This is a genomic window from Pseudoxanthomonas sp. LjRoot143, from assembly GCF_964252945.1.
Classification (GTDB): Bacteria; Pseudomonadota; Gammaproteobacteria; order Xanthomonadales; family Xanthomonadaceae; genus Pseudoxanthomonas_A.
This window is the reverse complement of sequence record NZ_CAXUPM020000001.1, coordinates 2,216,210-2,239,498: the sequence shown is the minus strand read 5'-3', so window position 1 is coordinate 2,239,498 and position 23,289 is coordinate 2,216,210. Positions and strand designations below refer to the sequence as shown.

General features: G+C 66.7%; 27 protein-coding genes. 12 read left to right on the top strand and 15 right to left on the bottom strand.

Annotated features, from left to right (window positions below; all coding sequences use genetic code 11):
* Nucleotides 1-313: 313 nt before the first annotated feature.
* From ACSQ1W_RS10595 to ACSQ1W_RS10575, 5 genes are all read right to left on the bottom strand, one after another.
* Entirely contained in the window at nucleotides 314-1,150 is an 837-nt protein-coding gene (locus tag ACSQ1W_RS10595; RefSeq protein ID WP_436043365.1) for a LytR/AlgR family response regulator transcription factor, read from the bottom strand.
* Nucleotides 1,151-1,153: 3 nt separating this feature from the next.
* Entirely contained in the window at nucleotides 1,154-2,239 is a 1,086-nt protein-coding gene (locus ACSQ1W_RS10590; protein ID WP_436043363.1) for a sensor histidine kinase, read from the bottom strand.
* A gap of 99 nt (nucleotides 2,240-2,338) precedes the next feature.
* Nucleotides 2,339-2,983 carry a trimeric intracellular cation channel family protein gene (locus ACSQ1W_RS10585; protein WP_436043362.1) on the bottom strand — a complete coding sequence of 215 codons (645 nt, stop codon included), beginning with the start codon at nucleotides 2,981-2,983 and terminating at the stop codon, nucleotides 2,339-2,341.
* A 46-nt stretch (nucleotides 2,984-3,029) separates the two neighbouring features.
* The gene (locus tag ACSQ1W_RS10580) at nucleotides 3,030-3,470 is read right to left on the bottom strand and encodes a carboxymuconolactone decarboxylase family protein (RefSeq protein WP_436046167.1); all 441 of its coding nucleotides are present in this window, start codon (nucleotides 3,468-3,470) and stop codon (nucleotides 3,030-3,032) included.
* Nucleotides 3,471-3,513: 43 nt separating this feature from the next.
* The gene (locus ACSQ1W_RS10575; RefSeq protein ID WP_436043360.1) at nucleotides 3,514-4,401 is read right to left on the bottom strand and encodes an RNA polymerase sigma-70 factor; all 888 of its coding nucleotides are present in this window, start codon (nucleotides 4,399-4,401) and stop codon (nucleotides 3,514-3,516) included.
* A gap of 114 nt (nucleotides 4,402-4,515) precedes the next feature.
* Here ACSQ1W_RS10575 and ACSQ1W_RS10570 point away from each other — a divergent pair, with 114 nt between their 5' ends.
* From ACSQ1W_RS10570 to ACSQ1W_RS10560, 3 genes are read left to right on the top strand one after another with little or no spacing between them, the layout of a single operon-like run.
* Nucleotides 4,516-6,033 (top strand): fumarate hydratase, encoded by a 1,518-nt coding sequence (locus ACSQ1W_RS10570; RefSeq protein ID WP_436043358.1) that lies wholly within the window; start codon nucleotides 4,516-4,518, stop codon nucleotides 6,031-6,033.
* A gap of 22 nt (nucleotides 6,034-6,055) precedes the next feature.
* Complete coding sequence (locus ACSQ1W_RS10565) at nucleotides 6,056-6,508, top strand: GNAT family N-acetyltransferase (RefSeq protein ID WP_436043356.1); 453 nt, start codon at nucleotides 6,056-6,058, stop codon at nucleotides 6,506-6,508.
* A gap of 17 nt (nucleotides 6,509-6,525) precedes the next feature.
* Complete coding sequence (locus tag ACSQ1W_RS10560; protein WP_436043354.1) at nucleotides 6,526-7,164, top strand: glutathione S-transferase family protein; 639 nt, start codon at nucleotides 6,526-6,528, stop codon at nucleotides 7,162-7,164.
* A 177-nt stretch (nucleotides 7,165-7,341) separates the two neighbouring features.
* On the opposite strand, the gene ACSQ1W_RS10555 is transcribed toward ACSQ1W_RS10560, so the two are convergent.
* The 4 genes from ACSQ1W_RS10555 to ACSQ1W_RS10540 all read right to left on the bottom strand — a co-directional run bounded on the left by ACSQ1W_RS10555 (nucleotide 7,342) and on the right by ACSQ1W_RS10540 (nucleotide 10,658).
* Nucleotides 7,342-8,451 (bottom strand): sterol desaturase family protein, encoded by a 1,110-nt coding sequence (locus ACSQ1W_RS10555; protein WP_436043352.1) that lies wholly within the window; start codon nucleotides 8,449-8,451, stop codon nucleotides 7,342-7,344.
* A gap of 47 nt (nucleotides 8,452-8,498) precedes the next feature.
* Nucleotides 8,499-8,918, bottom strand: a complete 420-nt coding sequence (gene arsC, locus ACSQ1W_RS10550) for an arsenate reductase (glutaredoxin) (protein WP_436043350.1) — start codon at nucleotides 8,916-8,918, stop codon at nucleotides 8,499-8,501.
* A complete protein-coding gene (locus ACSQ1W_RS10545; RefSeq protein WP_436043348.1) occupies nucleotides 8,918-10,105 on the bottom strand; it encodes a phospholipase A in 1,188 nt (395 codons plus the stop codon). Before ACSQ1W_RS10545 ends, arsC begins: the two co-directional genes overlap by 1 nt.
* A 67-nt stretch (nucleotides 10,106-10,172) precedes the next feature.
* Nucleotides 10,173-10,658, bottom strand: a complete 486-nt coding sequence (locus ACSQ1W_RS10540; protein WP_436043346.1) for a DUF456 domain-containing protein — start codon at nucleotides 10,656-10,658, stop codon at nucleotides 10,173-10,175.
* Between the two features lie 229 nt (nucleotides 10,659-10,887).
* Here ACSQ1W_RS10540 and ACSQ1W_RS10535 point away from each other — a divergent pair, with 229 nt between their 5' ends.
* Nucleotides 10,888-11,097 carry a cold-shock protein gene (locus ACSQ1W_RS10535; protein WP_055944114.1) on the top strand — a complete coding sequence of 70 codons (210 nt, stop codon included), beginning with the start codon at nucleotides 10,888-10,890 and terminating at the stop codon, nucleotides 11,095-11,097.
* A gap of 93 nt (nucleotides 11,098-11,190) precedes the next feature.
* Here the strand turns inward: ACSQ1W_RS10535 and ACSQ1W_RS10530 are convergent, their stop codons facing one another.
* The gene (locus tag ACSQ1W_RS10530) at nucleotides 11,191-11,670 is read right to left on the bottom strand and encodes a glycine zipper 2TM domain-containing protein (protein WP_436043344.1); all 480 of its coding nucleotides are present in this window, start codon (nucleotides 11,668-11,670) and stop codon (nucleotides 11,191-11,193) included.
* A 142-nt stretch (nucleotides 11,671-11,812) separates the two neighbouring features.
* The gene (locus ACSQ1W_RS10525) at nucleotides 11,813-12,253 is read right to left on the bottom strand and encodes a hypothetical protein (protein ID WP_436043342.1); all 441 of its coding nucleotides are present in this window, start codon (nucleotides 12,251-12,253) and stop codon (nucleotides 11,813-11,815) included.
* Nucleotides 12,254-12,329: 76 nt separating this feature from the next.
* Here ACSQ1W_RS10525 and ACSQ1W_RS10520 point away from each other — a divergent pair, with 76 nt between their 5' ends.
* Nucleotides 12,330-13,145 (top strand): tRNA threonylcarbamoyladenosine dehydratase, encoded by an 816-nt coding sequence (locus tag ACSQ1W_RS10520; protein WP_436043340.1) that lies wholly within the window; start codon nucleotides 12,330-12,332, stop codon nucleotides 13,143-13,145.
* Here ACSQ1W_RS10520 and ACSQ1W_RS10515 read toward each other — a convergent pair.
* Both ACSQ1W_RS10515 and ACSQ1W_RS10510 read right to left on the bottom strand, forming a co-directional pair.
* A complete protein-coding gene (locus tag ACSQ1W_RS10515; RefSeq protein WP_436043338.1) occupies nucleotides 13,126-13,893 on the bottom strand; it encodes a TatD family hydrolase in 768 nt (255 codons plus the stop codon). The two genes, ACSQ1W_RS10520 and ACSQ1W_RS10515, sit on opposite strands and share 20 nt — an antisense overlap.
* Nucleotides 13,894-13,896: 3 nt before the next feature.
* Nucleotides 13,897-14,115 (bottom strand): DUF6116 family protein, encoded by a 219-nt coding sequence (locus ACSQ1W_RS10510; protein WP_436043336.1) that lies wholly within the window; start codon nucleotides 14,113-14,115, stop codon nucleotides 13,897-13,899.
* Nucleotides 14,116-14,289: 174 nt separating this feature from the next.
* On the opposite strand from ACSQ1W_RS10510, the gene ACSQ1W_RS10505 reads away from it, so the two are divergent.
* From ACSQ1W_RS10505 to ACSQ1W_RS10475, 7 genes are all read left to right on the top strand, one after another.
* Nucleotides 14,290-15,105, top strand: a complete 816-nt coding sequence (locus ACSQ1W_RS10505; protein ID WP_436043334.1) for a glycine zipper 2TM domain-containing protein — start codon at nucleotides 14,290-14,292, stop codon at nucleotides 15,103-15,105.
* A gap of 148 nt (nucleotides 15,106-15,253) precedes the next feature.
* Nucleotides 15,254-16,417 (top strand): acyl-CoA dehydrogenase family protein, encoded by a 1,164-nt coding sequence (locus tag ACSQ1W_RS10500; protein WP_436043332.1) that lies wholly within the window; start codon nucleotides 15,254-15,256, stop codon nucleotides 16,415-16,417.
* Nucleotides 16,418-16,511: 94 nt separating this feature from the next.
* Nucleotides 16,512-17,063, top strand: a complete 552-nt coding sequence (locus ACSQ1W_RS10495) for a GNAT family N-acetyltransferase (RefSeq protein WP_436043330.1) — start codon at nucleotides 16,512-16,514, stop codon at nucleotides 17,061-17,063.
* Nucleotides 17,060-17,548 (top strand): hypothetical protein, encoded by a 489-nt coding sequence (locus ACSQ1W_RS10490; RefSeq protein ID WP_436043328.1) that lies wholly within the window; start codon nucleotides 17,060-17,062, stop codon nucleotides 17,546-17,548. Before ACSQ1W_RS10495 ends, ACSQ1W_RS10490 begins: the two co-directional genes overlap by 4 nt.
* Nucleotides 17,538-18,194: a glutathione S-transferase family protein gene (locus ACSQ1W_RS10485; RefSeq protein WP_436043326.1), complete on the top strand. Its 657-nt coding sequence runs from the start codon at nucleotides 17,538-17,540 to the stop codon at nucleotides 18,192-18,194. The genes ACSQ1W_RS10490 and ACSQ1W_RS10485 overlap by 11 nt, the downstream gene beginning before the upstream one ends.
* A gap of 8 nt (nucleotides 18,195-18,202) precedes the next feature.
* Nucleotides 18,203-20,464, top strand: coding sequence for a thiamine pyrophosphate-dependent enzyme (locus ACSQ1W_RS10480; protein WP_436043324.1), 2,262 nt, complete (start codon nucleotides 18,203-18,205; stop codon nucleotides 20,462-20,464).
* Nucleotides 20,465-20,493: 29 nt separating this feature from the next.
* Entirely contained in the window at nucleotides 20,494-21,039 is a 546-nt protein-coding gene (locus ACSQ1W_RS10475; protein ID WP_436043322.1) for an NADPH-dependent FMN reductase, read from the top strand.
* Nucleotides 21,040-21,100: 61 nt separating this feature from the next.
* Here ACSQ1W_RS10475 and ubiM read toward each other — a convergent pair whose 3' ends face one another.
* Together ubiM and ygfZ are read right to left on the bottom strand one after the other, a co-directional pair.
* Nucleotides 21,101-22,330 carry a 5-demethoxyubiquinol-8 5-hydroxylase UbiM gene (gene ubiM / locus ACSQ1W_RS10470; RefSeq protein ID WP_436043320.1) on the bottom strand — a complete coding sequence of 410 codons (1,230 nt, stop codon included), beginning with the start codon at nucleotides 22,328-22,330 and terminating at the stop codon, nucleotides 21,101-21,103.
* A gap of 87 nt (nucleotides 22,331-22,417) precedes the next feature.
* Nucleotides 22,418-23,281 (bottom strand): CAF17-like 4Fe-4S cluster assembly/insertion protein YgfZ, encoded by an 864-nt coding sequence (gene ygfZ / locus ACSQ1W_RS10465; protein ID WP_436043318.1) that lies wholly within the window; start codon nucleotides 23,279-23,281, stop codon nucleotides 22,418-22,420.
* Nucleotides 23,282-23,289: the final 8 nt, after the last annotated feature.

The following is a 23,289-nucleotide window of genomic DNA, read 5'->3' as shown; positions in this document are numbered from 1 at the left end:
GTGGTCGGCGGTGCGCACGATGCGCGCGTCTTCTTGTGCGGTTATGGCCCGGAAGTCATGCGCTGCCGCGGATTGCGGCGAGCGGAGAAAGCGGTACGACGAACCGAGGATCGAGAATCCGGGTTACGCAGGCAGGGTCCGTTGTTGTAGGAGCGACGTCAGTCGCGACCGCACGCGCTGAATATGCATGAGGCTCGATGTCGCATCGATGGTGAAGTGCGCTTGTCGCTGGCGATTCGCACGGGAGCATCGTTCGAAGAACATCCGGGCGTGCGGTCGCGACTGACGTCGCTCCTACAGGAACCGGATACCGCTACAGCAGCATCGCCAGCTTGTCGCGATGGCTGCGCGACAGCTTCAGTTCCTGGCCACAGTCGAGCAGCAGGAAACTTTCGCCGTTGGTGTGCGGCCGCATCTCGACGACGCGGCGCGCATTGACGATGGTGGAGCGATGGATGCGCGGAAAACGTTGCGGGTCGAGCTGCTTTTCCAGCTCACGCATGGTCGCGCGCAGGATCAGGGTGTTGCCGTTGGGCGCGTCACCATCGGTGTGGATGCACATGTAGTCGCCGGCCGCGTCGATCCAGCGGATGCTGTGCAGGTCCACGCGCACGGTGCGGCCGCCGTCGCGCACGGCCAGCTTTTCCTCGCGTCGCAACAGGTCCAGGGCGTCGGGCTTGAGCGCCTCGTCCAGGTCCAGCGGCGGCCGGCCGCTGAGCTCGCCCAGCAGGCCGAGCAGGTGGGCGCAGTGGCCACTGGCCTCGCGCTGCGCGCGCGCCTGGCGGACCCGCACCAGGGCTTGCGCCAGCCGCGACTCTTCCACCGGCTTCAACAGATAGTCGGTTGCGGAAGCCTCGAAGGCGCGAATGGCGTAGTGATCGTAGGCGGTCACGAAGACGACCAGCGGCATCTCGCTGGCGGGGATCGTGCGCAGGGTTTGGAAGCCGTCCATGCCCGGCATCTGCACGTCGAGGAACATCAGGTCCGGCCGGTGCTCGCGCAGCCCGTCGATGGCCGAGGCGCCGTCGCCGTAGTAGCCGACGATCTCCACGTCCGGATGGGCGGCCAGGCGGATCTCCAGGCCGCGACGGGCCAGCGGTTCATCGTCGACAATGATGGCGCGCAGCGGTGCGTGGGCACTGGCCTCCATGCGTCAGTCTCCCAGCGTCTGCGAGGTTTCGAACGGCAGGCGCAGCGTCACCTCGATGCCGCGTTCGAGATTGCGCACGAAGAAGCCGCTGGCCTCGCCGTACAGCACATGCAGCCGTTCGCGCGTATTGCGCAGGCCCACGCCCTTGCCGGGCGGCAGCTGGTCGCCGGCCAGGGCACTGCAGCCCGGGCCATCGTCGATCACGCGCAGCACCAGCTGGTCGCTATCGCGCTCCGCCTCGATCCGCAGCAGGCCGCCGGCGACCTGCTTGGCGACCGCGTACTTGATGGCGTTCTCCACCAGCGGCTGCAGTAGCAGGCTGGGCAGCAACGCGCGCCAGCAGTCCTCGTCGATGGCGGTCTCGATGCGCAGGCGTTCGGCGAAGCGGATCTTCTCTATGTCCAGGTACAGCGTCAGCGCGTCCAGTTCTTGCCGCAGCGTCACGCGCTGCATCGGATCGTTGTCCAGCGAGTGGCGCAGGAACGACGACAGGCCCTGCACCATGCGGTTGGCGGTGGCGTTGTCGCGGTCCAGGATCAGCGTGGAGATCGCGTTGAGCGTGTTGAACAGGAAGTGCGGGTTCAACTGGTAGCGCAGCATCTTCAGCTGCGCCTGGTGCGCCATGCTGCGGGCGGCGAGCGCGCGCGCGGTTTCGTCCTGTAGCTGCTGGTAGTACTTGATGCCCATGTAGGCGCCCACCCAGGCCAGCAGCACGTAGATGTAGCCCAGCGAGTAGGCGATGAATTCGAGCTGCGTGGTCGGCTTGCAGGTCTCGCAGAAGTCGACCAGCACTTCTCGGGTGACGAAATCGATGACGGCCGAACTGGCCAGGATCAGCGGGACCATCAGCGCCAGCAACCGGCGCGGCGGCAGGCTCCAGCAGCTTTTCAGCACGTAGCGCAGGCCCAGCGTAACCAGTGCGCCCATGGTCGCGGCGGTGGCCGGCACCACCCAGTAGCCGGACGGCTTGCCGTGGGCGACCGCATACAGGCAGCCCTGGGCGACGTAGGCGCCCCAGCCGGTCAGGTGCAACAGCCAGAAGACGTGCTGGCGCGGCAGAGCCAGCGGATGGGAGGTGGCGATGGCCATGGTGTCGATCAGAACGCAGGTAGCGCCATGCTACCGCCCCCGTCGCCGGGTGCCCTCACGACTCGTCGGCGGCCCGGCACGCTTGGGCGCATCGGCGGGTCACTTGAGCGGCCCGGGCGGTTCGCCGTCGCCGCCGGACTGCAGGGCGATCGGCAGATGCCAGCCATAGGTCACGGCCATCATGCGCAGCCCGAAGCAGAGGCCGGCGCCGACCAGGGCGCAGGGCAGGGCGGGCAGGGCCAACCATTGACCCGCGGCGACGACCAGCGCGCCCGCCAGTGCAGCCACCGCGTAAAGCTCGGCACGCAGCACCAGCGGCACCTGCGCCAGCAGGACGTCACGGGCGATGCCGCCCCCGATGCCGGTCAGCATGCCCATGGCGGCAGCCATCGGTGGCGAGATGCCGTACTCCAGCGCTTTCTGCGTGCCCGCGACGGCGAACAGCGCCAAGCCCATCGCATCGAACAGGCGCACGGGGTGGTGGAGCTTCTCGATCAGCGGCGCCCAGAAGAACGTCACGATGCCGGCCGCCAGCGAGGTCACCGGGTAGCGCCAGTCGCTGAGCGCCGCCGGCGGCGTGGCGCCGATCAGCAGGTCGCGGGTGATGCCGCCGGCGGTGGCCGCGATGAACGACAGCACCAGCACGCCGAAGATGTCGAGGCGGCGACGCACGCCCAGTGTGGCGCCGCTGAGGGCGAAGACGAACGTACCGACCAGGTCGAGGATGAGGACGAGGGTATCCATGCCGGCATTGTGCCGCCGGCATGGCGGGCCCGCGAGCGTTGGGCGGTCAGGGCAGGATCGGCTGCATGCCCACGCCCAAGCGGTTCCAGGCGTTGATCGTCGCCACGGCCATGGTCAGTTCGGCGATGCCGTGTTCGTCGAAGTGTTCCTTCAGTGCCTCGTAGGCGGCGTCGGTGGGCGCGCCCGACGGCAGGGTGGTCAACTGCTCCGCCCACGCCAGTGCGGCGCCCTCGCGGGCGTCGAAGAAACGGCTGTCGCGCCAGCCGGCCAGCGTGTGCAGCTTGCGTGACTCCACTCCGGCTTTGACCAGGGCACTGCTGTGCATGTCCACGCAGTAGGCACAGCCGTTGATCTGCGACACGCGCAGGAAGACCAGTTCGAGGAACTCCTTGCCCAGTGCCCCGTTGTGGAGCGCGGTGCTGAGGGCGTACAGGCTGCGGAAGGCCTCGGGGACGTGCTTGGGATAATCGACGCGATGGAACTTCATGCTCATGGCAGTGCCTAAATGGCGGCCACGCTGGCCACCTTCACTACCAGGACGCACCACCGCTGCCGGCCGTGACACTGGCGCCCAGTTTGTCCGGATTCGCCACCGTATAGAGCTCGCTGATGCGGTCGCCATCGCTCACCGCGACCATCACCGCGACCAGTGCGCCGTCGCGGTAGCGCAGGATCGCGGGCTCGCCGTTGACCGTGCCCATGCGCCAGGCGATGGCCGGGTCCTGCCGGCGATAGGCGGCCCAGAACAGCCGCGCGATGCGCACCGCGCCCAACAACGGGCGGATGACGGCCTGCCCCTTGCCACCGCCGTCGGAGACGAGTTGCGCGTCTTCGCGCAGCAGGGCGGCGATCGCGGGCTGGTCGCCGCGCCGCGCCGCCTGCATGAAACGCTCCAGCAGGCGGCGATGGTTCTCCGGCGGCACGTCGAAGCGGGGGCGTCCCGCCTGCACACGCTCGCGGGCGCGATGGACCATCTGCCGGCAGTTCGCCTCGCTCTGGCCCAGCAGGGGCGCGATCTGCGCGTAGTCGTAGTCGAAGGCTTCCTTCAGCAGGAACGCGGCACGCTCTTCCGGCCCCAGCCGCTCCAGCAGCGCCAGAAAGGCCAGCGAGACCTGTTCGGCCACCTCGGCCGTGTGTTCCGGTGATGGAGATTCGTCTATTTCGGCCGGTTCCGGCAGCCACGGGCCGGTATAGCGCTCGCGCTGGAGACGTGCGGCGCGAAGACGGTCGATGCCCACGCGGGTGGCGGCGGTGACCAGCCAGGCTTCCGCGTCGCGGATGCCGCTGCGATCGGTCTGCTGCCAGCGCAGCCAGGTGTCCTGGACCACGTCCTCGGCATCGCTACGGCTGCCGAGCAGGCGGTAGGAGAGCCCGAACAGGCGGGCACGGTGGGTTTCGAAGGTGGTTTCGGCGTTCATGCGACCAAAGACGGGGCTGGGCGGCGTGGCGTGACAGCCGGGCGGGGAGTCACTTTGGCCTAAAATGGGGGCTTCCGCCCGCTACCCCACCGGCAGCCCCCGGCTTTACGTCCCATGACCTCGATCAAGCAAGAAGACCTCATCCAGTCCATCGCCGACGGCCTGCAGTACATCAGCTACTATCACCCGGTCGACTACATCAAGAGCCTCGCCTCCGCGTACGAGCGTGAGGAATCGCCGGCGGCGAAGGACGCCATCGCCCAGATCCTGATCAATTCGCGCATGTGCGCCGAAGGCCACCGCCCGATCTGCCAGGACACCGGCATCGTCACCGTCTTCCTCGAGATCGGCATGGACGTGCGCTGGGACGACGCCACGATGGGTGTCGAAGACATGGTCCACGAAGGCGTGCGCCGCGCCTACAACCATCCGGACAACAAGCTGCGCGCCAGCGTGCTGGCCGACCCGGCCGGCAAGCGCACCAATACGAAGGACAACACGCCGGGCGTGGTCAACGTCAAGGTCGTCCCGGGCAACACCGTCGACGTGATCGTCGCCGCCAAGGGCGGCGGTTCGGAGGCGAAGTCGAAGTTCGCGATGCTCAACCCGTCCGATTCGATCGTCGACTGGGTGCTGAAGACGGTGCCGACGATGGGCGCCGGCTGGTGCCCGCCGGGCATGCTCGGCATCGGCATCGGCGGCACCGCCGAGAAGGCGATGCTGCTGGCAAAGGAATCGCTGATGGAGCCGATCGACATCACTGACCTGCAGGCGCGCGGTGCCTCCAATCGTGCCGAGGAACTGCGGCTGGAGCTGTACGAGAAGGTCAACGCGCTCGGCATCGGCGCGCAGGGCCTGGGTGGCCTGACCACGGTGCTCGACATCAAGGTCAAGGACTACCCGACCCATGCCGCCAACCTGCCGGTGGCGATGATCCCGAACTGCGCCGCCACCCGCCACGCGCACTTCACCCTCGACGGCAGCGGCCCGGTGATGCTGGATCCGCCGTCGCTGGAAGACTGGCCGGAACTGACCTACGACGCCTCGAAGGGCCGCCGTGTCGATCTCGATACGCTGACCCAGGCAGACGTCGCCAGTTGGAAGCCAGGCGAGGTGCTGCTGCTCAACGGCAAGCTGCTGACCGGCCGCGACGCCGCGCACAAGCGCATGGTCGACATGCTCAACAAGGGCGAGCCGCTGCCGGTCGACCTGAAGGGCCGCTTCATCTACTACGTCGGTCCGGTCGATCCGGTGCGCGATGAGGTCGTTGGCCCGGCGGGTCCGACTACCGCCACCCGCATGGACAAGTTCACCGAGCAGGTGCTGGCGCAGACCGGCCTGCTGGGCATGGTCGGCAAGGCCGAGCGTGGTCCTGCCGCCATCGACGCGATCCGCAAGCACCAGTCGGCCTACCTGATGGCGGTCGGCGGCGCAGCCTACCTGGTGTCCAAGGCGATCAAGGCGGCGAAGGTCGTCGGTTTCGCCGACCTGGGCATGGAGGCGATCTACGAGTTCACCGTGCAGGACATGCCGGTGACCGTCGCCGTCGATTCGCAGGGCACGTCGGTGCACCAGACCGGACCGAAGGAATGGCAGGCGCGGATCGGGAAGATTCCGGTGGTGGTCGCCTGATCCGCAACGTCGACACGGCGCCGTGATCACGATCAGGCCCGCCACCGCCTTCGACCATCCACGTCTGTTGGCGGTCTGGCTGGCGTCCGTACGCGCGACGCACAGCTTCCTGACCGAAGCGGACATCCAGTCGTTGTTGCCGGTCGTGCGCGATGTGGCGTTGCCTCAACTGGAGGTGTGGCTCGCGGAATTGCCGGAGGACATCGCCGCGTTCGTCGCGCTGACCGATGCACACGTCGAGGCGCTGTTCGTCGATCCGGCGTTCTTCCGGCGCGGCTGCGGCCAGGCCCTGCTGGCGCATGCGCGCCACCGCAAGGGGGCGTTGACGGTGGACGTCAACGAGCAGAATCCCTCCGCACTGGCGTTCTACCAGGCCAATGGTTTCGAGGTGGGCGGACGCTCACCCATGGACGCCAGTGGAAACCCTTTCCCGCTGCTGCACCTGCACGAACGTCGTCCTGCTCCTCATCTGTGATCGTTCCGGAGTCCGCCATGCCGAACACCACGCTCTACTACTCCCGCAGCACCGCCAGCCTGGTCGTGCACTGGCTGCTGATCGAACTCGGCATTCCGCACGAACTGCACGAGCTGGACTTCGACAAGTGCGACCAGAAGTCGGACGACTACTTGAAGCTCAACCCCGCCGGCGTGGTACCCACGCTGGTGATGGACGGACAGGTGATTACCGAGACTGCGGCCATCCTGATGCACCTGGCCGACACGCATCCGCGCGCCGAACTGGCGCCGGCGGTGGCCAGCACGCAACGGGCGCAGTACTACCGCTGGATGCTGTTCTGCGCCAACACGCTGATGCCCGCCTACCGTGCATGGTTCTACTCGGACGAGATTGCCGGCGAGGCGAACATCCAGGCGACGCAGGACCATGCGCGGGCGAAGCTGGAAAAGGCCTGGGGACAGGTCGCGGACCACCTGGACGGGCACGGTCCGTACCTGCTGGGTACGCAGCGCAGTGCCGCCGATTTCCTGCTGACCATGTTGATGCGCTGGTCGCGCAACATGCCAAAACCGACCGACACCTGGCCGGTGCTGCAGACCTACGCGCAGCGCATGAAGTCGCTACCGAGCTTCAAGGAAGTCTATGCCCGGGAAGGGCTGACCGACTGGACGTGATCGGACGCTGCTTTCCGTAGGAGCGACGTGAGTCGCGACCGCGGACGCTGAGCGGGCATCGGCCCGCGTTCGCGAATGGGCAGTGACAGGCAGGCAGCGCACGAGATGGCGCTGCCAGTTGCTATGGCGTGCGGTCGCGACTCACGTCGCTCCTACAACGGGCCACAGCGCCCTCGCTCATTCCACGTACTCGTCGAACTTCTTCCCGCCCTGGAACGGCATCAGGTGCTGGCGCAGGATGCCGCGCGGCACCGTCTCCAGCTTCATCACGCCATACTCCTCCGGCCATTCTTCCTGTTTGGGTGGCAGCTTGAACGTACCCATCAGCATGTCCACCAAAGGCAGATGGATGGCGTAATTCACGTCCAGGTAGTCCTTGTGCCGTGCGTGATGCCAGTGGTGGTAGCGCGGCAGCACCAGCAGGTACTCCAGCCAGCCGAAGCGGATGCCGAGGTTGGCGTGCGCCAGTACGGCCTGCAGGCCGACCAGGATCACGTACGCATTCACCGCCGGTGTAGAGAAACCCAGCACCAGCAGCGGCAGCAGCACGGCGCTGCGCGTGAGCACGATCTCGACGATATGGATGCGCGACCCGGCCAGCCAGTCCATCTCGCGGCTGGAGTGGTGCACGGCGTGGAAGCGCCAGAGCCATGGGATGTTGTGGTACGCGCGGTGCAGCAGCGCCTGCGCCAGGTCAGCCACGAAGACCGCGATCAGGAACTGTGCCCACACCGGCAGCGACTGGATCGCATTCTTCAATGCCGGGAACGCGGCCAGTCCGGCGATCGTCGAAGTGGATGCAGTCACCAGGATCAGGATGAACTGCACCAGCATATGGCTCATGAAAAAGTAGGTGACGTCGGTACGCCAACCAGGGCGCAGCGGCGAAATCCGGCGCTTGCCCAGGTAGTGCTCCATCGGCACGAACACCAGCGCCGAGAAGAACAGCGAAATGACGAACCAGTCCAGTCCCAGCGAGTACGGGGTCTTGCCGATCTCATCGAACTGCACGTTGGTGCCGCCCAGCAGCACGGCAAACGTGGCGCTGCCCACGCCGATCATCGCGATGCGCTTGTTGCGGTCGCGCAGGATCGCCCACGTACCCATCACGAAGGCTGCGGCCAGGCCAACGAGCAGCAGGTGGCGGGCGAACTGTTCGTTGTAGGCCGCGCGGAACTCCTTGCTCGTCAGCAGTTCCGGGAAATGGAAGCAGGCCACGGCCATCAGGCTGAGCAACCCGAGCAGCGCGGAGGAATAGGCGAAGAACGAACGGCGCGGACGTGACATGACGCTTTCCCTGGCAGGCGATACGGGTTCCTGCGCCCGATCTTACGTCAGCCGATGCGGTTTCCGGCCGCGTCGACGACCGGCTCGCCGTCTTCCTTGCTGAAGGCGCCGCGCTGCGGCTGCGGCAGGATGTCCAGCACCTGTTCCGAGGGGCGGCACAGTTTCGTGCCCCGTGCCGTGACCACGATCGGCCGGTTGATCAGCACCGGATGCATCAGCATCGCAGCGATCAAGGCCTCGTCATCGGCATCGGCGAGGCCGAGTTCGCCGTAGAGGGCTTCCTTGGTGCGGACGACATCCCGCACGGGGACCGCCATCGCTTCGACCAACGACACCAGGGTGGTACGGTCCGGTGGCGTCTTGAGGTACTCGATGATGTTCGGCTCTATGCCGGCATTGCGGATCAGTCCCAGCGTGTTGCGCGAGGTGCCGCAGGCGGGGTTGTGGTAGATCGTCACATCGTCCATCAGTACCAGTCCAGCAGGGAAATGCCGAGGCCGATATAAGTGGCCTTGTGGTTGTAATCGATCAGGCTTTCGCCGTAGCCATGGAAGACCTGCACATGGCCGCGGAACGCGCGGTTGATCGGGAACCCGTAGTCCACCTGCAGCGCGCCGTGCGATTCGTCGCCACCGCGCAGCGAGTGCCGGCCGAGCACGGTAAAGACATGGCCGTTGCGCGCATAGGTCAGCATCGCGTCGCCGCGGCCGATGTAGTTCTCGATGTCGGGATTGTCATCGTCGTTGCCGTCCGGCACGCGATACCAGGGTCGCACCACGAAGGCCCAGTTCTCGCGGTCGAGGCCGATGGTGGCGATGACGCGGTTCCAGCTGCGCGACAGCGGATCGCTGCGGCCGTTGGACTGGTGGTTGATGCCGATACCGGCCATGCGTCCCTTCCAGCCGGCGAGGCTGTAGTTGTTGCGGAACACCAGCATCACTTCCGGCTCGTAGTTGGTCTCGCGGAACGGCCGCGATTCCTCGCCGTTGTAGACCTGCCAGCGCGAGCTCTGGGTGTAGGCGCCCCAGATATCGCCGTTGTCGCCGAACACGTTCTCGGCGAACTTGGTCTTGAAGCTGAGCTGGAACTTTGCCTCGATGTCCTGCAGCTCCTGAGGCTCGGTGACGGTGTTGTCCGGGTTGGGGGACGACGGCGTTTCATTGACCTGACTGGTCCAGAACGCCGGCAGCAGGTACATCGGTTTGTAGGCACGCAGCTGGAACACGCCCAGTTTCGAGTCCTTGGCCAGCTCCCAGCGGCTGTCGAGCAGCGAGCCGCGGCCGGCATTGGCGATCAGGTCGGCTTCGGCCGCTTCGTCGACGCGGAACCAGGCGCCCATGCGGCGGCGGGTGCGTTCGCTCAAGGGCAGGTCGGCCGCCTTGGCTGCCTCGGCGGCGGCGCGGGCCTCCGCCCGTGCCTTGGCGCGGGCCTGAGCCTCGGCCTCCTTCGCTGCCATCGCATCCTCGTCGGCACGACGGGTGTCGGCGGCGGTACGACCGAGGGCGTCGTCGTAGCAGGCCAGGCGGGCGGCATCGTTCTCCAGCAGGAAGCAGGCTTCGGCGGGCGTCGTGGCCGGCGGGTTCTCTTGCGCCTGGCCGGAGAACGACAGGCAGAGGCCGATGGCCAGCGGCAGCAGTCGGGTGCGGTGCGTCATGCAGGGGCTCGGTCAGGGGGAGGCGACATTCTGCCAGTCGAGAGGGGCGCAGCGTGCCGGCTGCCTTTCAGAAGATCCAGGCGAACACGAACAGGCCCAGCATCGCGAATGTCAGGCCCAGCTTCAGCACGATGCCCAGCACGATGCCGAGCCAGGTGCCGAGGCCGACCTTGGCCGCCTGGCCCAGTTCGCGGCCGTGCCAAAGTTCTCCCACCAGTGCACCGACGAAGGGGCCGGCCAGCAGTCCGATGGGCATGAAGAACAAGCCTGCGAACGTCCCGATCACCGTGCCCCACAATGCCTTGCGGCTGGCCCCCACGCGCTGCGCCCCGACCGCGGTAGAAAAGAAGTCCGCGGCGAAAGAGAGCACCGTCAGCAGACCCAGTATCACCAGCGTGATCCAGCCGATCTGCTGGAAATCCCCGGCCCATGCCGCCAGCAGCATGCCGGCGAAGACCAGCGGCAGGCCGGGCAGGGCAGGCAGGATCACGCCTGCGACGCCCACCAGGATCAGCAGCACGGCCAGGGCGTAGTAGAGCATCTGGATGTCCAATCAAATCTCCTAGGGAATCAAAGGGTTGCCGGGGGCTTGACTTTTCCGTTCAAGCGTTTGCATTTTGCCAAATGCCGGGTTACTGTGCGGCCGCTGCCGTTGCCAAGGTCACCGTGAATCGTGGCCTGATGGGGTAGATCCATGATCCGCTGCATCGTTGTACCTCGCTTCCTCCTTGCAACCAGCCGCCCAGCAGGCGTAACCACCACCCGTTTCAAGGAGCAAGTAGATGTCTGATCGTGAAACCGGAACCGTCAAATGGTTCAACGATGCCAAGGGCTTCGGCTTCATCAGCCGCGAGAATGGTGAAGACGTGTTCGTGCATTTCCGCGCCATCCAGACCCAGGGCTTCAAGAGCCTGAAGGAAGGCCAGAAGGTCAGCTTCACCGTCGTCCAGGGCCAGAAGGGCCTGCAGGCCGACGCCGTGCAGCCGGTCTGATCCCGGAAATCGCCGAACCGCGCTACGGCGCGTGCTCCGCAAAAAAAGCCCGGCTCACGCCGGGCTTTTTCTTTGATGCGGAACAGGCAAGGATCAGCGGATCACTACGCGTCCATTCTGGATGCGGACATAAGTGTTCTCCCGTACGCCCGCCAGGTCGTGCTGGTTGATCGTCACCCGGCGACCGTCGTCCATGCGAACGGTGACGTTGTAGGTGTCGCCGGTCGTGCGGTTCTGGATCGCGTTGCCGGCCGCTGCGCCCGCCACTGCACCGGCCACGGTGGAAACGTTCTTGTTGCCCTCACTGCCGCCGGTACGGTCGGAGATCTGGCGGCCTGCGACGGCGCCGACGATGCCGCCCAGTACCGCACCGGTAGCCGACGGTGCGCTGCGGCCGGATGGCACCACGTCGATCCGCTCGACGATGCCGCAGTCGCCGCAGTAACGGTTGGCCGGGGCGCTGTTGTAGCCGCCACCGTTGTAGCCACCGCTGCTATAGCCGGGAGACGTGCTGGCGCAACCCGCGAGAGCGACGGTGGCGGTCAGGCCGATGGCGAGCAGACGCATGTTCATGGGTGCCTCCTGTGGGTGTATGGGACCGTCGTGCCGTGCGGTCCCTTGGAGGCGCATGCTCTACATCGACGCGTGAACATGACGACAATCGGGCCGCTTGCGCGGCCCGATTGTCAGCAGCGATTCAGTCGCGCAACGCGCGTCACCCACGGAAATCCTGATGACAGGCTTTGCAGCTTCCGCCCAGCTTTTCGGCCAGCGCTGCGGCGGCGGCGCAATCGGTCGGCGGCGCGCTCAGGGCGGCGTCGAGGTCGGCCCGGAACTGGCTGGTGTGGGTCTTGAAGCGCTGGTCGTCGGCGATGCCGGGGAAGGCCATCTCAAGATCGTTCGCCATCGCCCGCAGCGTACGAACGTGGGGGATGGTGTCGGTGGCGGCGCAGCGGTTCTGCTTGACCTTGTCGGCCAACTGACCGGAGTGCTTTGCCATCACGTTCATCACGCTGTCCGGGAATGGATCCTGGCGTGCCTGGATGGCGCGTAGCGCCATGACCGTGCAGATGGCGCCCACCACCAGGCCGATGAGAAACAGGAACAGGTAACGCGAGGCGGCGGAGGGTTTCTTGGTCTCGGGTTGGCTGGCCATGCGGCGGGCTCCTTGTGAGTGACGCCGCGATGGTACGACGCCCGTCACGGTTCGCGCCACGGCTTACACTAGTGACATGAAGAAAGAACTGAGAGACCGGTTCGCCGGTATCGATCGTCTGTACGGCGTGGGCTCGGTGGAGCGGCATGCGGCCGCACGTGTAGCGGTGGTGGGCATGGGCGGCGTGGGCTCGTGGGTCGTAGAGGCGCTGGCACGCTCCGGCATCGGCCATCTGACGCTGATCGATGCCGATGACATCTGCGTGTCCAACACCAATCGCCAGTTGCCCGCGCTGGAGGGTCACTACGGGCAGAACAAGGCCGAGGCGATGGCCGCGCGTTGCCGCGCGATCAATCCGCTGATCGAGGTCGAGGTCGTGCCGCAGTTCCTCACCTCGAGCAACATGGTCGAACTGCTTGATCGCGGATTCGACCTGGTACTCGACGCCTGCGACAGTTTCAGGGTCAAGGTGGAGATGATCGCCTGGTGTCGCCGGCGCAAGCTGCCGATCGTCGTATCCGGCTCGGCTGGCGGCCGCACCGACCCTACCCAGATCCGCCTGCGGGATCTTTCGCGCACCGAGCACGACGCGCTGCTCGCACTGGTGCGCAAGAAGCTGCGCTCGGACTTCAACTTCCCGAAGAACAAGGATCGCTACTTCGGCGTACAAGCCGTGTACTCGCTGGAGAACGTCAAGTATCCGCAGGCCGATGGCAGCGTCTGTGGCCTGCGCCCGCAACTGGGCGCGGACGCTGCGCTGAAACTGGATTGCGACGTCGGCCTCGGTGCGGCCACCCACATCACCGGCGCGTTCGCATTCGTGATGGTGAGCAAGGCGCTGGAATTGCTGGCCAAGCCGTCGAAACCGGCCGTCAGTCCGACGGCAGGCTGAAGAGACGCTCGGCGTTGCGCGTCGTCGCCGCGGCGATCTCGTCAGGCGACTGGGCGCGAAGTTCCGCGATCATGTCACGGACCGCGGTTAGCCGTGCTGGCTCGTTGCGCTGCCCGCGGATGCCCGCGTCGGGCTGGTCGGGCGCGTCGGTTTCCAGCAACAGGAATTCGAGTGGCATCGTGCGGGCGAGCGTGCGCAGTCGATTCGCGCGCTCATAGGTCACCGGTCCGCCCAGGCCGATCATGAAGCCGGCTTGCCACAGCTGACGCGCCTGCTCCGGGCTGCCGGAGAAACTGTGCACCACGCCTCGCAGGCGGCCGGTACGCTTGACCGATGCGATCACCGCATCCACCGCGCGCCGCGCATGCACGATCAGCGGCAGGTCGAACTCTCTCGCCAACTGCAGTTGACCGTCGAAATAGCGCTGCTGTTCGTCGGCATCCAGACCGTCGACGAAAAAGTCCAGCCCGCACTCGCCGATGGCCACCGGTCGCTCGCGCTCGATCCAGATGCGCAGATCATCGAGATGCGCGGGACGGTGTTCGGCGAGATACATCGGATGCAACCCGTAGGCCGGGAACAATCCCGTATCGCTCGTGCACACCTCGCGCAGCTTCGACCAGGAAGACGCCGTGACGGCGGGCACCACCTGCCGGGTCACCCCGGCCGCACGCGCCCGCGCCAACGCCTCATGACGGTCTGCGTCGAACTCCGGTGCGTCGAAATGGCTGTGGCTATCGATCAGCATGCGTCAGTGCTTGGAGGGTTCGATCGCCGACGGCGGTTCCTTGCGCCGTTTCCAGTTGGCCAGCAGCAGCGTACCGAGGCCGAACAGGATCTCGTCCACGAGCGGGAACGGATCGGGCACGAACAGGGTGACCAGGAACAGCGCCGCCGTGATCTTGAACAAGGTCGGGTAGCGCAGCTTTCGTGCCCACTCAAGCAATGGCAGCAGCAGTGGGTTGGGCATGGCGGGATCTCTGTCATTGGAGGTGGAACGCGCGCCACGCTAGCATGATCGGCGCGTCATTGAAGCGTTCATTTTTTGTTCGTTTTCGTGGGCCTTCGCAGGTGCTTTGTTCAGGTTGGCAATGGTGCAATGATGACCAAGATGAATCGGGGACCGCCCGACTTGGAGGCAGCGATGAAGAGCAATACCACTACGATTCTGGTCGCCGTAGGCGCGCTGCTGGTGGGTGGCGTAGCCACCGCCGCATTCCTCAAGGGGGGCGACAAGGGCCCTGTGGAGCAGGGCGGGTTGGTCACGGCGACCGATGGCACGCTGGTTGCGGACGACGTGGCGGCCACCGGCAACGAGATCCCGACGGGTACGCTGCAGTACGCCACGGTCGTGAAGGCTGATCCGATCACCAGCTCCGAGAAGCTCTACGCAACGGTCATCGGCACCGAGGCTGTGCGCGAGACGACGAGCACCAGCACCCCCCGTGAGGTCTGCCAGGACGTGGTCGTGCAGGAGCGACTGCCCGAGCGCGATGGCAACGTGGGCGGCACCGTGGCGGGTGCCGTGATCGGCGGCCTGCTGGGCAACCAGGTGGGCGGCGGCAACGGCAAGAAAGCCGCGACCGTCGCCGGTGCGGTGGCCGGTGGCGCCATCGGCAACCAGGTGGACAAGCGCCACGTGGGTGGCCGGGTGGTCAACCGCACGGAGCGTCAGTGCCACACCGAGAACGCCACGTCGGAGTCCTCCCGGGTCACGGGTTACAACGTGACCTACCGCAATCCGGATGGCACCACCGGCACCATGCGGATGGACAGCAAGCCGGGTAGCCGCATTGCGATGGGCACGACGGACAAGGTGATCGGTTACGACGTGACCTACCGTTTCGATGGCCAGGACAAGACCATTCGCCTGGACCAGAAGCCGGGTGATCGCCTGCCGGTGATCGATGGGCAGGTGGTGACGCAGACCGCCAGCGTCGACGCGCCCGGCAAGGGCTGAGGCACCGGCCCCGCGTGGGCCTGCGTTTCAACGTGGCACCCCCCAAAGGCCGGCGTTTCGCCGGCCTTTGCTTTGCGGAGTGGCGCTTACCGGCTCCGAGGGCCACCGCATACAATGCGGAACAATGACTCCCGCCGGTTGAAGCGCAATGGCCCTGAACCCGTATGACCTGTTCGATGTCCGATCCCTCCTGAGCGAAGAGGAGCGTGCCGTGCAGGATGCGGTGGCGCGCTTCACCGACGAACGCGTGCGCCCGATCATCGGCGACGCCTTCGACCAGGGCCGCTTCCCGAAGGAACTGGTGCCCGAGATCGCGGAACTGGGCCTGCTCGGCTCCTCGCTGCCCGAGAAGTACGGTTGTGCAGGCCTCAACGCGGTCAGCTACGGTCTGATCTGCCAGGAACTGGAGCGCGGCGACAGCGGCATCCGCAGCTTCGTCAGCGTGCAGTCTTCGTTGTGCATGTACCCCATTTACGCCTACGGCAGCGAAGAGCAGCGGCAGCGCTGGCTGCCCGACATGGCCGCCGGCAAGGTCATCGGCTGCTTCGGACTGACCGAGCCGCATGGTGGCTCCGACCCGGCCAACATGAAGACGCATGCGCGCCGTGATGGTGATGATTGGGTCATCAACGGGTCGAAGATGTGGATCACCAACGGCAACCTTGCCGACATCGCCATCGTCTGGGCGCAGACGGATGACGGTATCCAGGGCTTCCTGATCGAGAAGGGCACGCCGGGTTTCACCGCCCAGGAAATCAAGCACAAGATGAGCCTGCGCGCCTCGGTCACCAGCGCGTTGTTCTTCGACAACGTACGCCTGCCCGACAGCAGTCGCCTGCCGAACGTCAAGGGTCTGAAGGGGCCGCTGGGCTGCCTGACGCAGGCCCGCTACGGCATCACCTGGGGTCCGATCGGCGCCGCGATCGCCTGCCTGGATGAAGTGCTGGCCTACACGAAGGAACGCATCCTGTTCGATCGCCCGGTCGCCGCCACGCAGAGCGCGCAGATCAAGATGGCCGAGATGGCCCGCCGCATTACCCTGGCGCAGCTGCTGTCGCTGCAGCTGGGTCGCCTGAAGGATGCGGGAACCATGGCGCCGTCGCAGGTGTCGCTGGCGAAGTGGAACAATTGCCGCATGGCGATCGACATCGCGCGCGAATGCCGCGACCTGCTTGGCGGCGCGGGCATCACCACGGAGCACGCGGCCATCCGCCACGCGTTGAACCTGGAATCGGTGATCACCTACGAAGGCACGGAGACCGTGCACCAACTGGTGATCGGCCGCGAGCTGACCGGTATCAACGCGTTCTGAGTCGGTCACTCCCGGCGCGGGAGTACGGGTGCAGGGGAGGTCGAGCATCGCCCCTCGCTATGTCCGGTTTTTCTGGTGGGATGGTGCGGTACTGATGGACCTGTCCAATCTCCAGCTTGAAACCCCGCGCCTGCTGCTGCGCCTGCCGCGGCGTGAAGATTACGAGGCCTGGGCAGCGTTCGGCGCCGACGAAGAGGCGACGCGCTACATCGGCGGTGTCCTGGCGCGCTCACCCGCCTGGCGCAGCCTGGCGGCGACGCTGGGCAGTTGGCATCTCCAGGGTTTCGCGATGTTCTCGGTGATCGAGAAAGTGAGCGGACGCTGGGTCGGTCGCGTAGGGCCATGGCAGCCGGAGGGCTGGCCGGGCACGGAGGTGGGCTGGAGCATCGCCCGCGAGGCGTGGGGGCGGGGCTACGCGCCGGAAGCCGCCGCGGTTTGCATCGATTGGGTCTTCGATCACCTGGGCTGGGATGAGGTGATCCACACCATCGATCCGGAGAACGCCAAGTCGAAAGCGGTCGCCGCCAAACTCGGCTCGACGTATCTGCGGATGGACCGCTTGCCTGAGCCTCATCATGAGAAGCCGGTCGAGGTCTGGGGGCAGACGCGTGCGGCCTGGCAGGCACGCAGGGCCGTGCATCCGTGAACGCGACCTCCGCGCTGCATGCAGGCCTGCAACAGGCCTTGCCTGAACTGGCGCGGACCTTCTGCGATCCTTGGTGGATCATCGGCAGCGCCGCGATGGGGCTCGCTGGCGTACCGGACACCGCGCCGCAGGACATCGACGTGCTGTGCAGCCGGGAGGATGCACTGCGGCTGCAGGGCATCTGGTCGTCGCACGTGGATGCGTCGTACCAACCGCAGGACGAGACTCTTTTCCGGTCGACGTTCGCACGCTTCACGCACCTGCCGATGCCGCTCGAAGTGATGGGCGGTCTGGAGGTGAAGGCGGCTGCGCACTGGCAGGCCCTCCGTGTGCTGGATGATGCCGTCCTCGATGCCGGGGGGCATGCCGTTCGCGTGCCGACCTTGACCGAACAGCACCGCATCTTCCTGCTCTTCGGTCGCGCCAAGGACCGGGCCAAGGCCGCCCGGATCGCCGCCTTCCTGGAGGATCGCCATGTCGCCTGAGCCCGTCACCGTCCATGGGATGTCCACATCCGGCAACTGCCACAAGGTACGCCTGCTGCTGGAACAGTTGGGTCGTCCCTACGCATGGGTCGAGGTCGACAGCGCACAGGGTGCAACGCGCACGCCGGCGTACCTGGCGAAGAACCCCAACGGCAAGGTGCCGATGCTGGAACGCGCCGATGGCAGCGTCCTCGTCGAGTCCGACGCGATCCTGTACTGGCTGGCAGAAGGGACGCCGATGCTGCCCGTCGATGCCTGGCAGCGGGCGCAGGCGTTGAGCTGGCTGTTCTTCGAGCAGTACAGCCACGAGCCCTACATCGCGGTAGCACGCTTCATCCGCGGCTGGACGCCTGTCGATTCCCCACGCAGAGCCGACCTGCCGCGCCTGATCGAGCGCGGAGGACAGGCGCTCGCAGTGATGGAGAACCACCTGCAGCACGAGGCGTGGTTCACCGGCGCTGCGTACGGCGTGGCCGACATCGCGCTGTTCGCCTACACGCACTGTGCGGACGACGGCGGCTTCGACCTGTCCGTCTATCCCCGCATCACCGACTGGCTGGCGCGCGTGCGCGCCACGCCGGGTTTCGTTCCCATGCCGGGTGTGAGCGACGACGTCGCAGCACGTCTGGCGTTTTCCCAAGCCTGAGCAAACACATGACCGCCAACCCGATTCCGGCCCGCATGAAGGGCCTCAACCGTGCCGAGATCTGCGACCAGAACTTCATCGAGTTCGTGAAGGAGTGGAACGGACGGGTCGGCGCGACGCCGGCGACCGGCGACGCCATCCTGCCCGGCAGCGCGCTGGATGCGGGCGGCTTCATCGAACTGCTGGAATCCCAGTTGATCTCGCGCCACCTGGACCTGATGGCACGCGTGCTGCGCGTGCAGAACAAGGTCTTCTACACCATCGGCAGTTCCGGTCACGAAGGCAATGCGATGGTGGCGCGGCTGACCCGGCATACCGACCCCGCCTTCCTGCACTACCGCAGCGGCGGCTTCATGGCCGAGCGCTTCCGCAAGTTGCCGGGCATGGATCCGGTGATGGATTCGGCGCTGAGCTTCGCGGCGAGCGCCGAGGATCCCGCGTCGGGCGGCCGCCACAAGGTCTGGGGCAGCAAGCCGTTGTGGGTGCTGCCGCAGACGTCCACCATCGCATCGCACCTGCCGAAGGCGCTGGGCACGGCGGTGGCCATCGAGCAGGCGCGCCGCATCGGCCATGCATCGCCGATTCCCGAGGACAGCATCACGATCTGCTCGTTCGGCGACGCCTCGAGCAATCACGCCACTGCGCAGACCGCATTCAATGCGGCGGCGTGGACCGCCTACCAGAAGCTGCCGGCACCGGTGCTGTTCGTCTGCGAGGACAACGGCATCGGTATTTCGGTGAAGACGCCGGAAGGCTGGATCGGCCGCAACTTCCGCGACCGCAAGGATCTCGACTACTTCCACGCCGATGGCCTGGACTTGGCCACCGGCTACGGCCAGGTGCAGGCGGCGGTCGAGCATTGCCGCCGCACGCGCCGCCCCACCTTCCTGCACCTGCGCACCACGCGGATCATGGGGCACGCCGGTACCGACTTCGAGATCGAATGGCGTCCGCTGGAGGAGCTGTGCGCGGTGGAGGCGACCGACCCGTTGCTGCGTTCGGCGGCGATCGCGCTGGAATCCGGCCTGCTGTCGAAGGATGCGCTGCTGGCACTGTACGAAGCCACGCGCAAGCGCTGCTTCGCCGCCGCCGAGGATGCCGACAGTCGTCCGCGCATCGGCACGCTCGAGCACGTGATGGCACCGCTGGCTCCTTACACGCCCGATGCGGTGGCAGCAGAGGCGGCGCGTGTCGCGCCTCACGAGAAGCGGGTAGCCGCCTTCGGTAGCGAGGACAAGCTGCCGGAGAAGCTGCCGCCGCGCCACCTGGCCATCCAGATCAACAATGCGCTGCACGACCTGTTCTGCAAGTACCCGGAGACCCTGCTTTTCGGTGAGGACGTGGCGCAGAAGGGCGGTGTCTACACGGTGACCAAGGGCCTGCAGAAGGCGTTCAAGGGCACCCGTGTATTCAACACGCTGCTCGACGAGACCATGATCCTGGGCCTGGCGCAGGGTTACGCGAACCTGGGCATGTTGCCGATCCCGGAGATCCAGTACCTGGCCTACTTCCACAACGCCTGCGACCAGATCCGTGGCGAGGCTGCCAGCCTGCAGTTCTTCAGCAACAACCAGTACCGCAATCCAATGGTGGTGCGGATGGCCGGACTGGGCTACCAGCGCGGATTCGGTGGCCACTTCCACAACGACAACTCGATCACGGCGCTGCGCGACATCCCTGGGCTGGTGGTCGGTTGCCCCTCGCGCGGCGACGATGCCGCCGCGATGCTGCGCACGCTCGCGGCACTGGCGAAGGTCGATGGGCGTGTCAGCGTGTTCCTGGAGCCGATCGCGCTGTACATGACCAAGGATCTGCACGAGGCCGGCGATGGCCAGTGGCTGTTCCCGTATCCCGCGCAGGACGAGGCGATGCCGCTGGGCGAAGGGCGCGTCTACGACGCGGAGGCGGACGATCTGGTCATCTTCACCTACGGCAACGGCGTGCCGATGAGCCTGCGCGCCGCGCGCAGTATCGGTAAGAAGCACGGCTGGAAGGTGCGCGTGGTCGATCTGCGCTGGCTGGTGCCGCTCAACGCCGCCTTCATCGCCGAACAGGCGAAAACGGCGAAGCGCATCCTGGTGGTCGACGAGGGCCGGCACGCGGCCGGCGTAGGCGAGGGCGTCATCACAGCGATCGCGGAGGCGGGCTACCGGGCGCGTCCGTTCCAGCGCGTGGTGGGTGCGGATACGTACACGCCGCTGGCCGGCGCGGCCTTCCTGGTGCTGCCGGGGGATGAGGATATCGTCGCAGCGGCCGACCGACTGGCATGATGACCGCCCCCACCCGCTGAGGAACGGACATGTCCACGCCCCGCATCGGCCTCATCGTCGGCAGCCTGCGCGCCGGCTCGTTCAACCGCCAGCTGGCCGGTGCCGTGCAGGCGTTGGCGGGTGATCGCTTCGTATTCGACGAGATCGGCATCGCAGACCTGCCGCTGTACGACCAGGATGACGACGCGGATTTTCCTGCGGCGGGCCTGCGCTTCAAGCAGCAGGTGGAAGCCTGCGACGCGTTGCTGTTCGTCACCCCGGAGTACAACCGGTCGATTCCAGGCGTGCTGAAGAACGCGATCGACATCGGTTCGCGACCGGGCGGAAGCAATTCCTTCGCCGGCAAGCGCGCGGGCGTGATCGGCACATCGCCGGGCGCGCACGGCACGGTGTCGGCGCAGCAGCACCTGCGCAACGTGCTGGCGGCGGTGGATGTCGCTGTGCTGCCGCAGCCGGAGATCGCCATCCAGTACCGCGAAGGCCAGATCGACGCCGATGGCGTCATCGCCGACGAGCGGCTGCGCAGGCGCCTGCAGTCGTTCCTCGATCGTTTCGACGCCTGGCTCGGCGCGTAGCCTGCGCCACGCGCGCGACCTCAGGGCAGCGCGTAGGGTCCGGATTCGCGCGCGGCGCGCGCTACGGTCGGAGCAGCGCCAGGCCATCGCGCAGGCGCTGCAGCGGATGCCGATCCAGTGGGCGCTCATCGGCCAGCGTACGCGCCAGCATGCGCCGGAACGGCGTGAGTCGCCGGCCGGCCCGCAGGACGGTTTCGCGCACGATGCGCGCGGGCGCGCGGTCGTTCGTGTAGAGCTCGACGATCGCGCGGGTCGCCAGGTAGAGCGGGCGCGACCCGCGGCGGTGACGGCGCTCGTAGCGGGCCAGCCCTTCCACGCCTCCCAGGTCACCACCACAGCGCAGTGCTTCGCGTGCCATGTCGACCAGCCGCTCCACGCTGCCGAGCCCCAGGTTGAAGCCATGCGCCGTCACCGGGTGCATGCCCACCGCCGCATCGCCCGCCAGGGCGAAGCGGCGGCCGACGAAGCGGCGTGCGTATACGCCGACCAGTGGATATACGTGCCGGCTGCTCTCCAGCCGCATATGGCCGAGACGATGCCCGTAGCGCTGTTCCATCTCGCGTGCGAAGGTATCCACGTCGAGTGCGGCGAGTCGCTTGGCGGCGCTGTCGGGAAGGGTGACCACCACGGAGGCCTGGTGCTCCTGCAGCGGCAGCAGCGCGAGCGTCTGGCCGTGGCCGAACCATTCCCATGCCACGCCCTGGTGCGGTTGTTCGTGATGCATGCGGCAGACCAGCATGCTCTTGCCGAAATCGTACTGGTCGGCGCCGATGCCCATCGCGCGACGCGTCTCGGAGAAGCGGCTGTCGGCCGCGACCAGCAGCGGCGCCTCCAGCCGCAGGCCATCGCCCAGCGTCACGCAGGCATGGTCGTCGGTGGTGCGGACCGCGTGGATGCGCGCGCTGTCGAACAGGTCCAGGCCGGGCAGGTCGCACACGGCGTTCCATGCGGCTTCGCGGATGCGGTGGTTGGGCACCAGCATGCCCAGCTCCGGCGTGCCGGCGAGGCCGGCATCGATGCGCATGTCGTGCAGGCAGTCGCCTTCCATCACGCGTGCCGCGCGCAACGGTGAGCAGGCATCGTCCGGCAGGTGCTGCCAGATGCCGAGGTCGCGCAGCAAGCGCATCGAGGCATGGGTCAGCGCGATCTCACGGCCGTCGAAAGCGGGCTCGGCGATCGCGGCGCGCGGTTGGCGCTCCACCACGGCGACCTTCAGTTCGAGGTCGCACAGGGCCTTGGCCAGGCAAAGACCGGCCGGTCCGGCGCCGATGATGATGACGTCATGGTGCATGCGCATGCCTCCTGCTCGGGTATCGGGGCAGTCTAGGTCTGCGCGCGCGTGCGTCATTGACGTGGATCAATCGACGCGCGGAAAGGCTCAGCGGCGCAGGCCGTCCAGCAAGGGCTGCCGTGTCAGCAGGTGGCCATCAGCAACCACATCGTGACCCGCATGTTCCAGCGGCATCACGGCCAGCATCACGCTCCCCGTGCCATGGGACGTGGCGCAGACGACTTCGCCCACGTCGCGATCGTTCTCGCGCACCGCCACGCCGTCGGCAACCGGGTTATCGGAGACGAAACACTGCAGCGAACGCTTCGCCTTGCCGAGGAAGTGCGTACGGGCCACGATTTCCTGACCCGGATAACAGCCCTTCTTGACGCTGTAGGCGGCCAACCGGTCCAACGCGAGCTGTTGCGGTGTCCACTGTTCGCGCTGCGAGGCGGGCAGGCGGGGTAGGCCATGGCGCAGGTCGGCGACCTGCCAGGCGGCCTGCGAGGTCGCATCTTCTGCTGTGGCGGGACCGATGCGCCAGGTGCGCGGGCCACCTTCGCCGCCGACGTCGAGTTCCATGGCGTCTCCCGTCTCGCCCAGCACGGCGCCCTGCGCGCGTGCGGATTCGGCGAACGTCGCGCTGACGGCGATGTTGGTCGGGACGACGATCTTCAACTTTCGTCTAAATACGAACCGGCGCAGTGCTTCCGCGAAATCGCCCGCGGGGTGGTCGGGCAACACCAGCCACAGGCTGTCGTCGGTCCGCCTGGCGAGCGCAAACACCGCAATCACACGTCCTTTGGGCGTCAGCCACGCATTCCACTGCCAATGACCGGGCGCGAGCGAAACGACATCGTTGGCAAATTGCGCCTGGGCGAACGCCACGGCATCCGGGCCTTCCAGCACCACCAGGGCGTGGTCGGGCAGGGCGAAAACCGGTGGACTGGTACGGGAAAGGTTGTCAGCCAAGGGGGCGG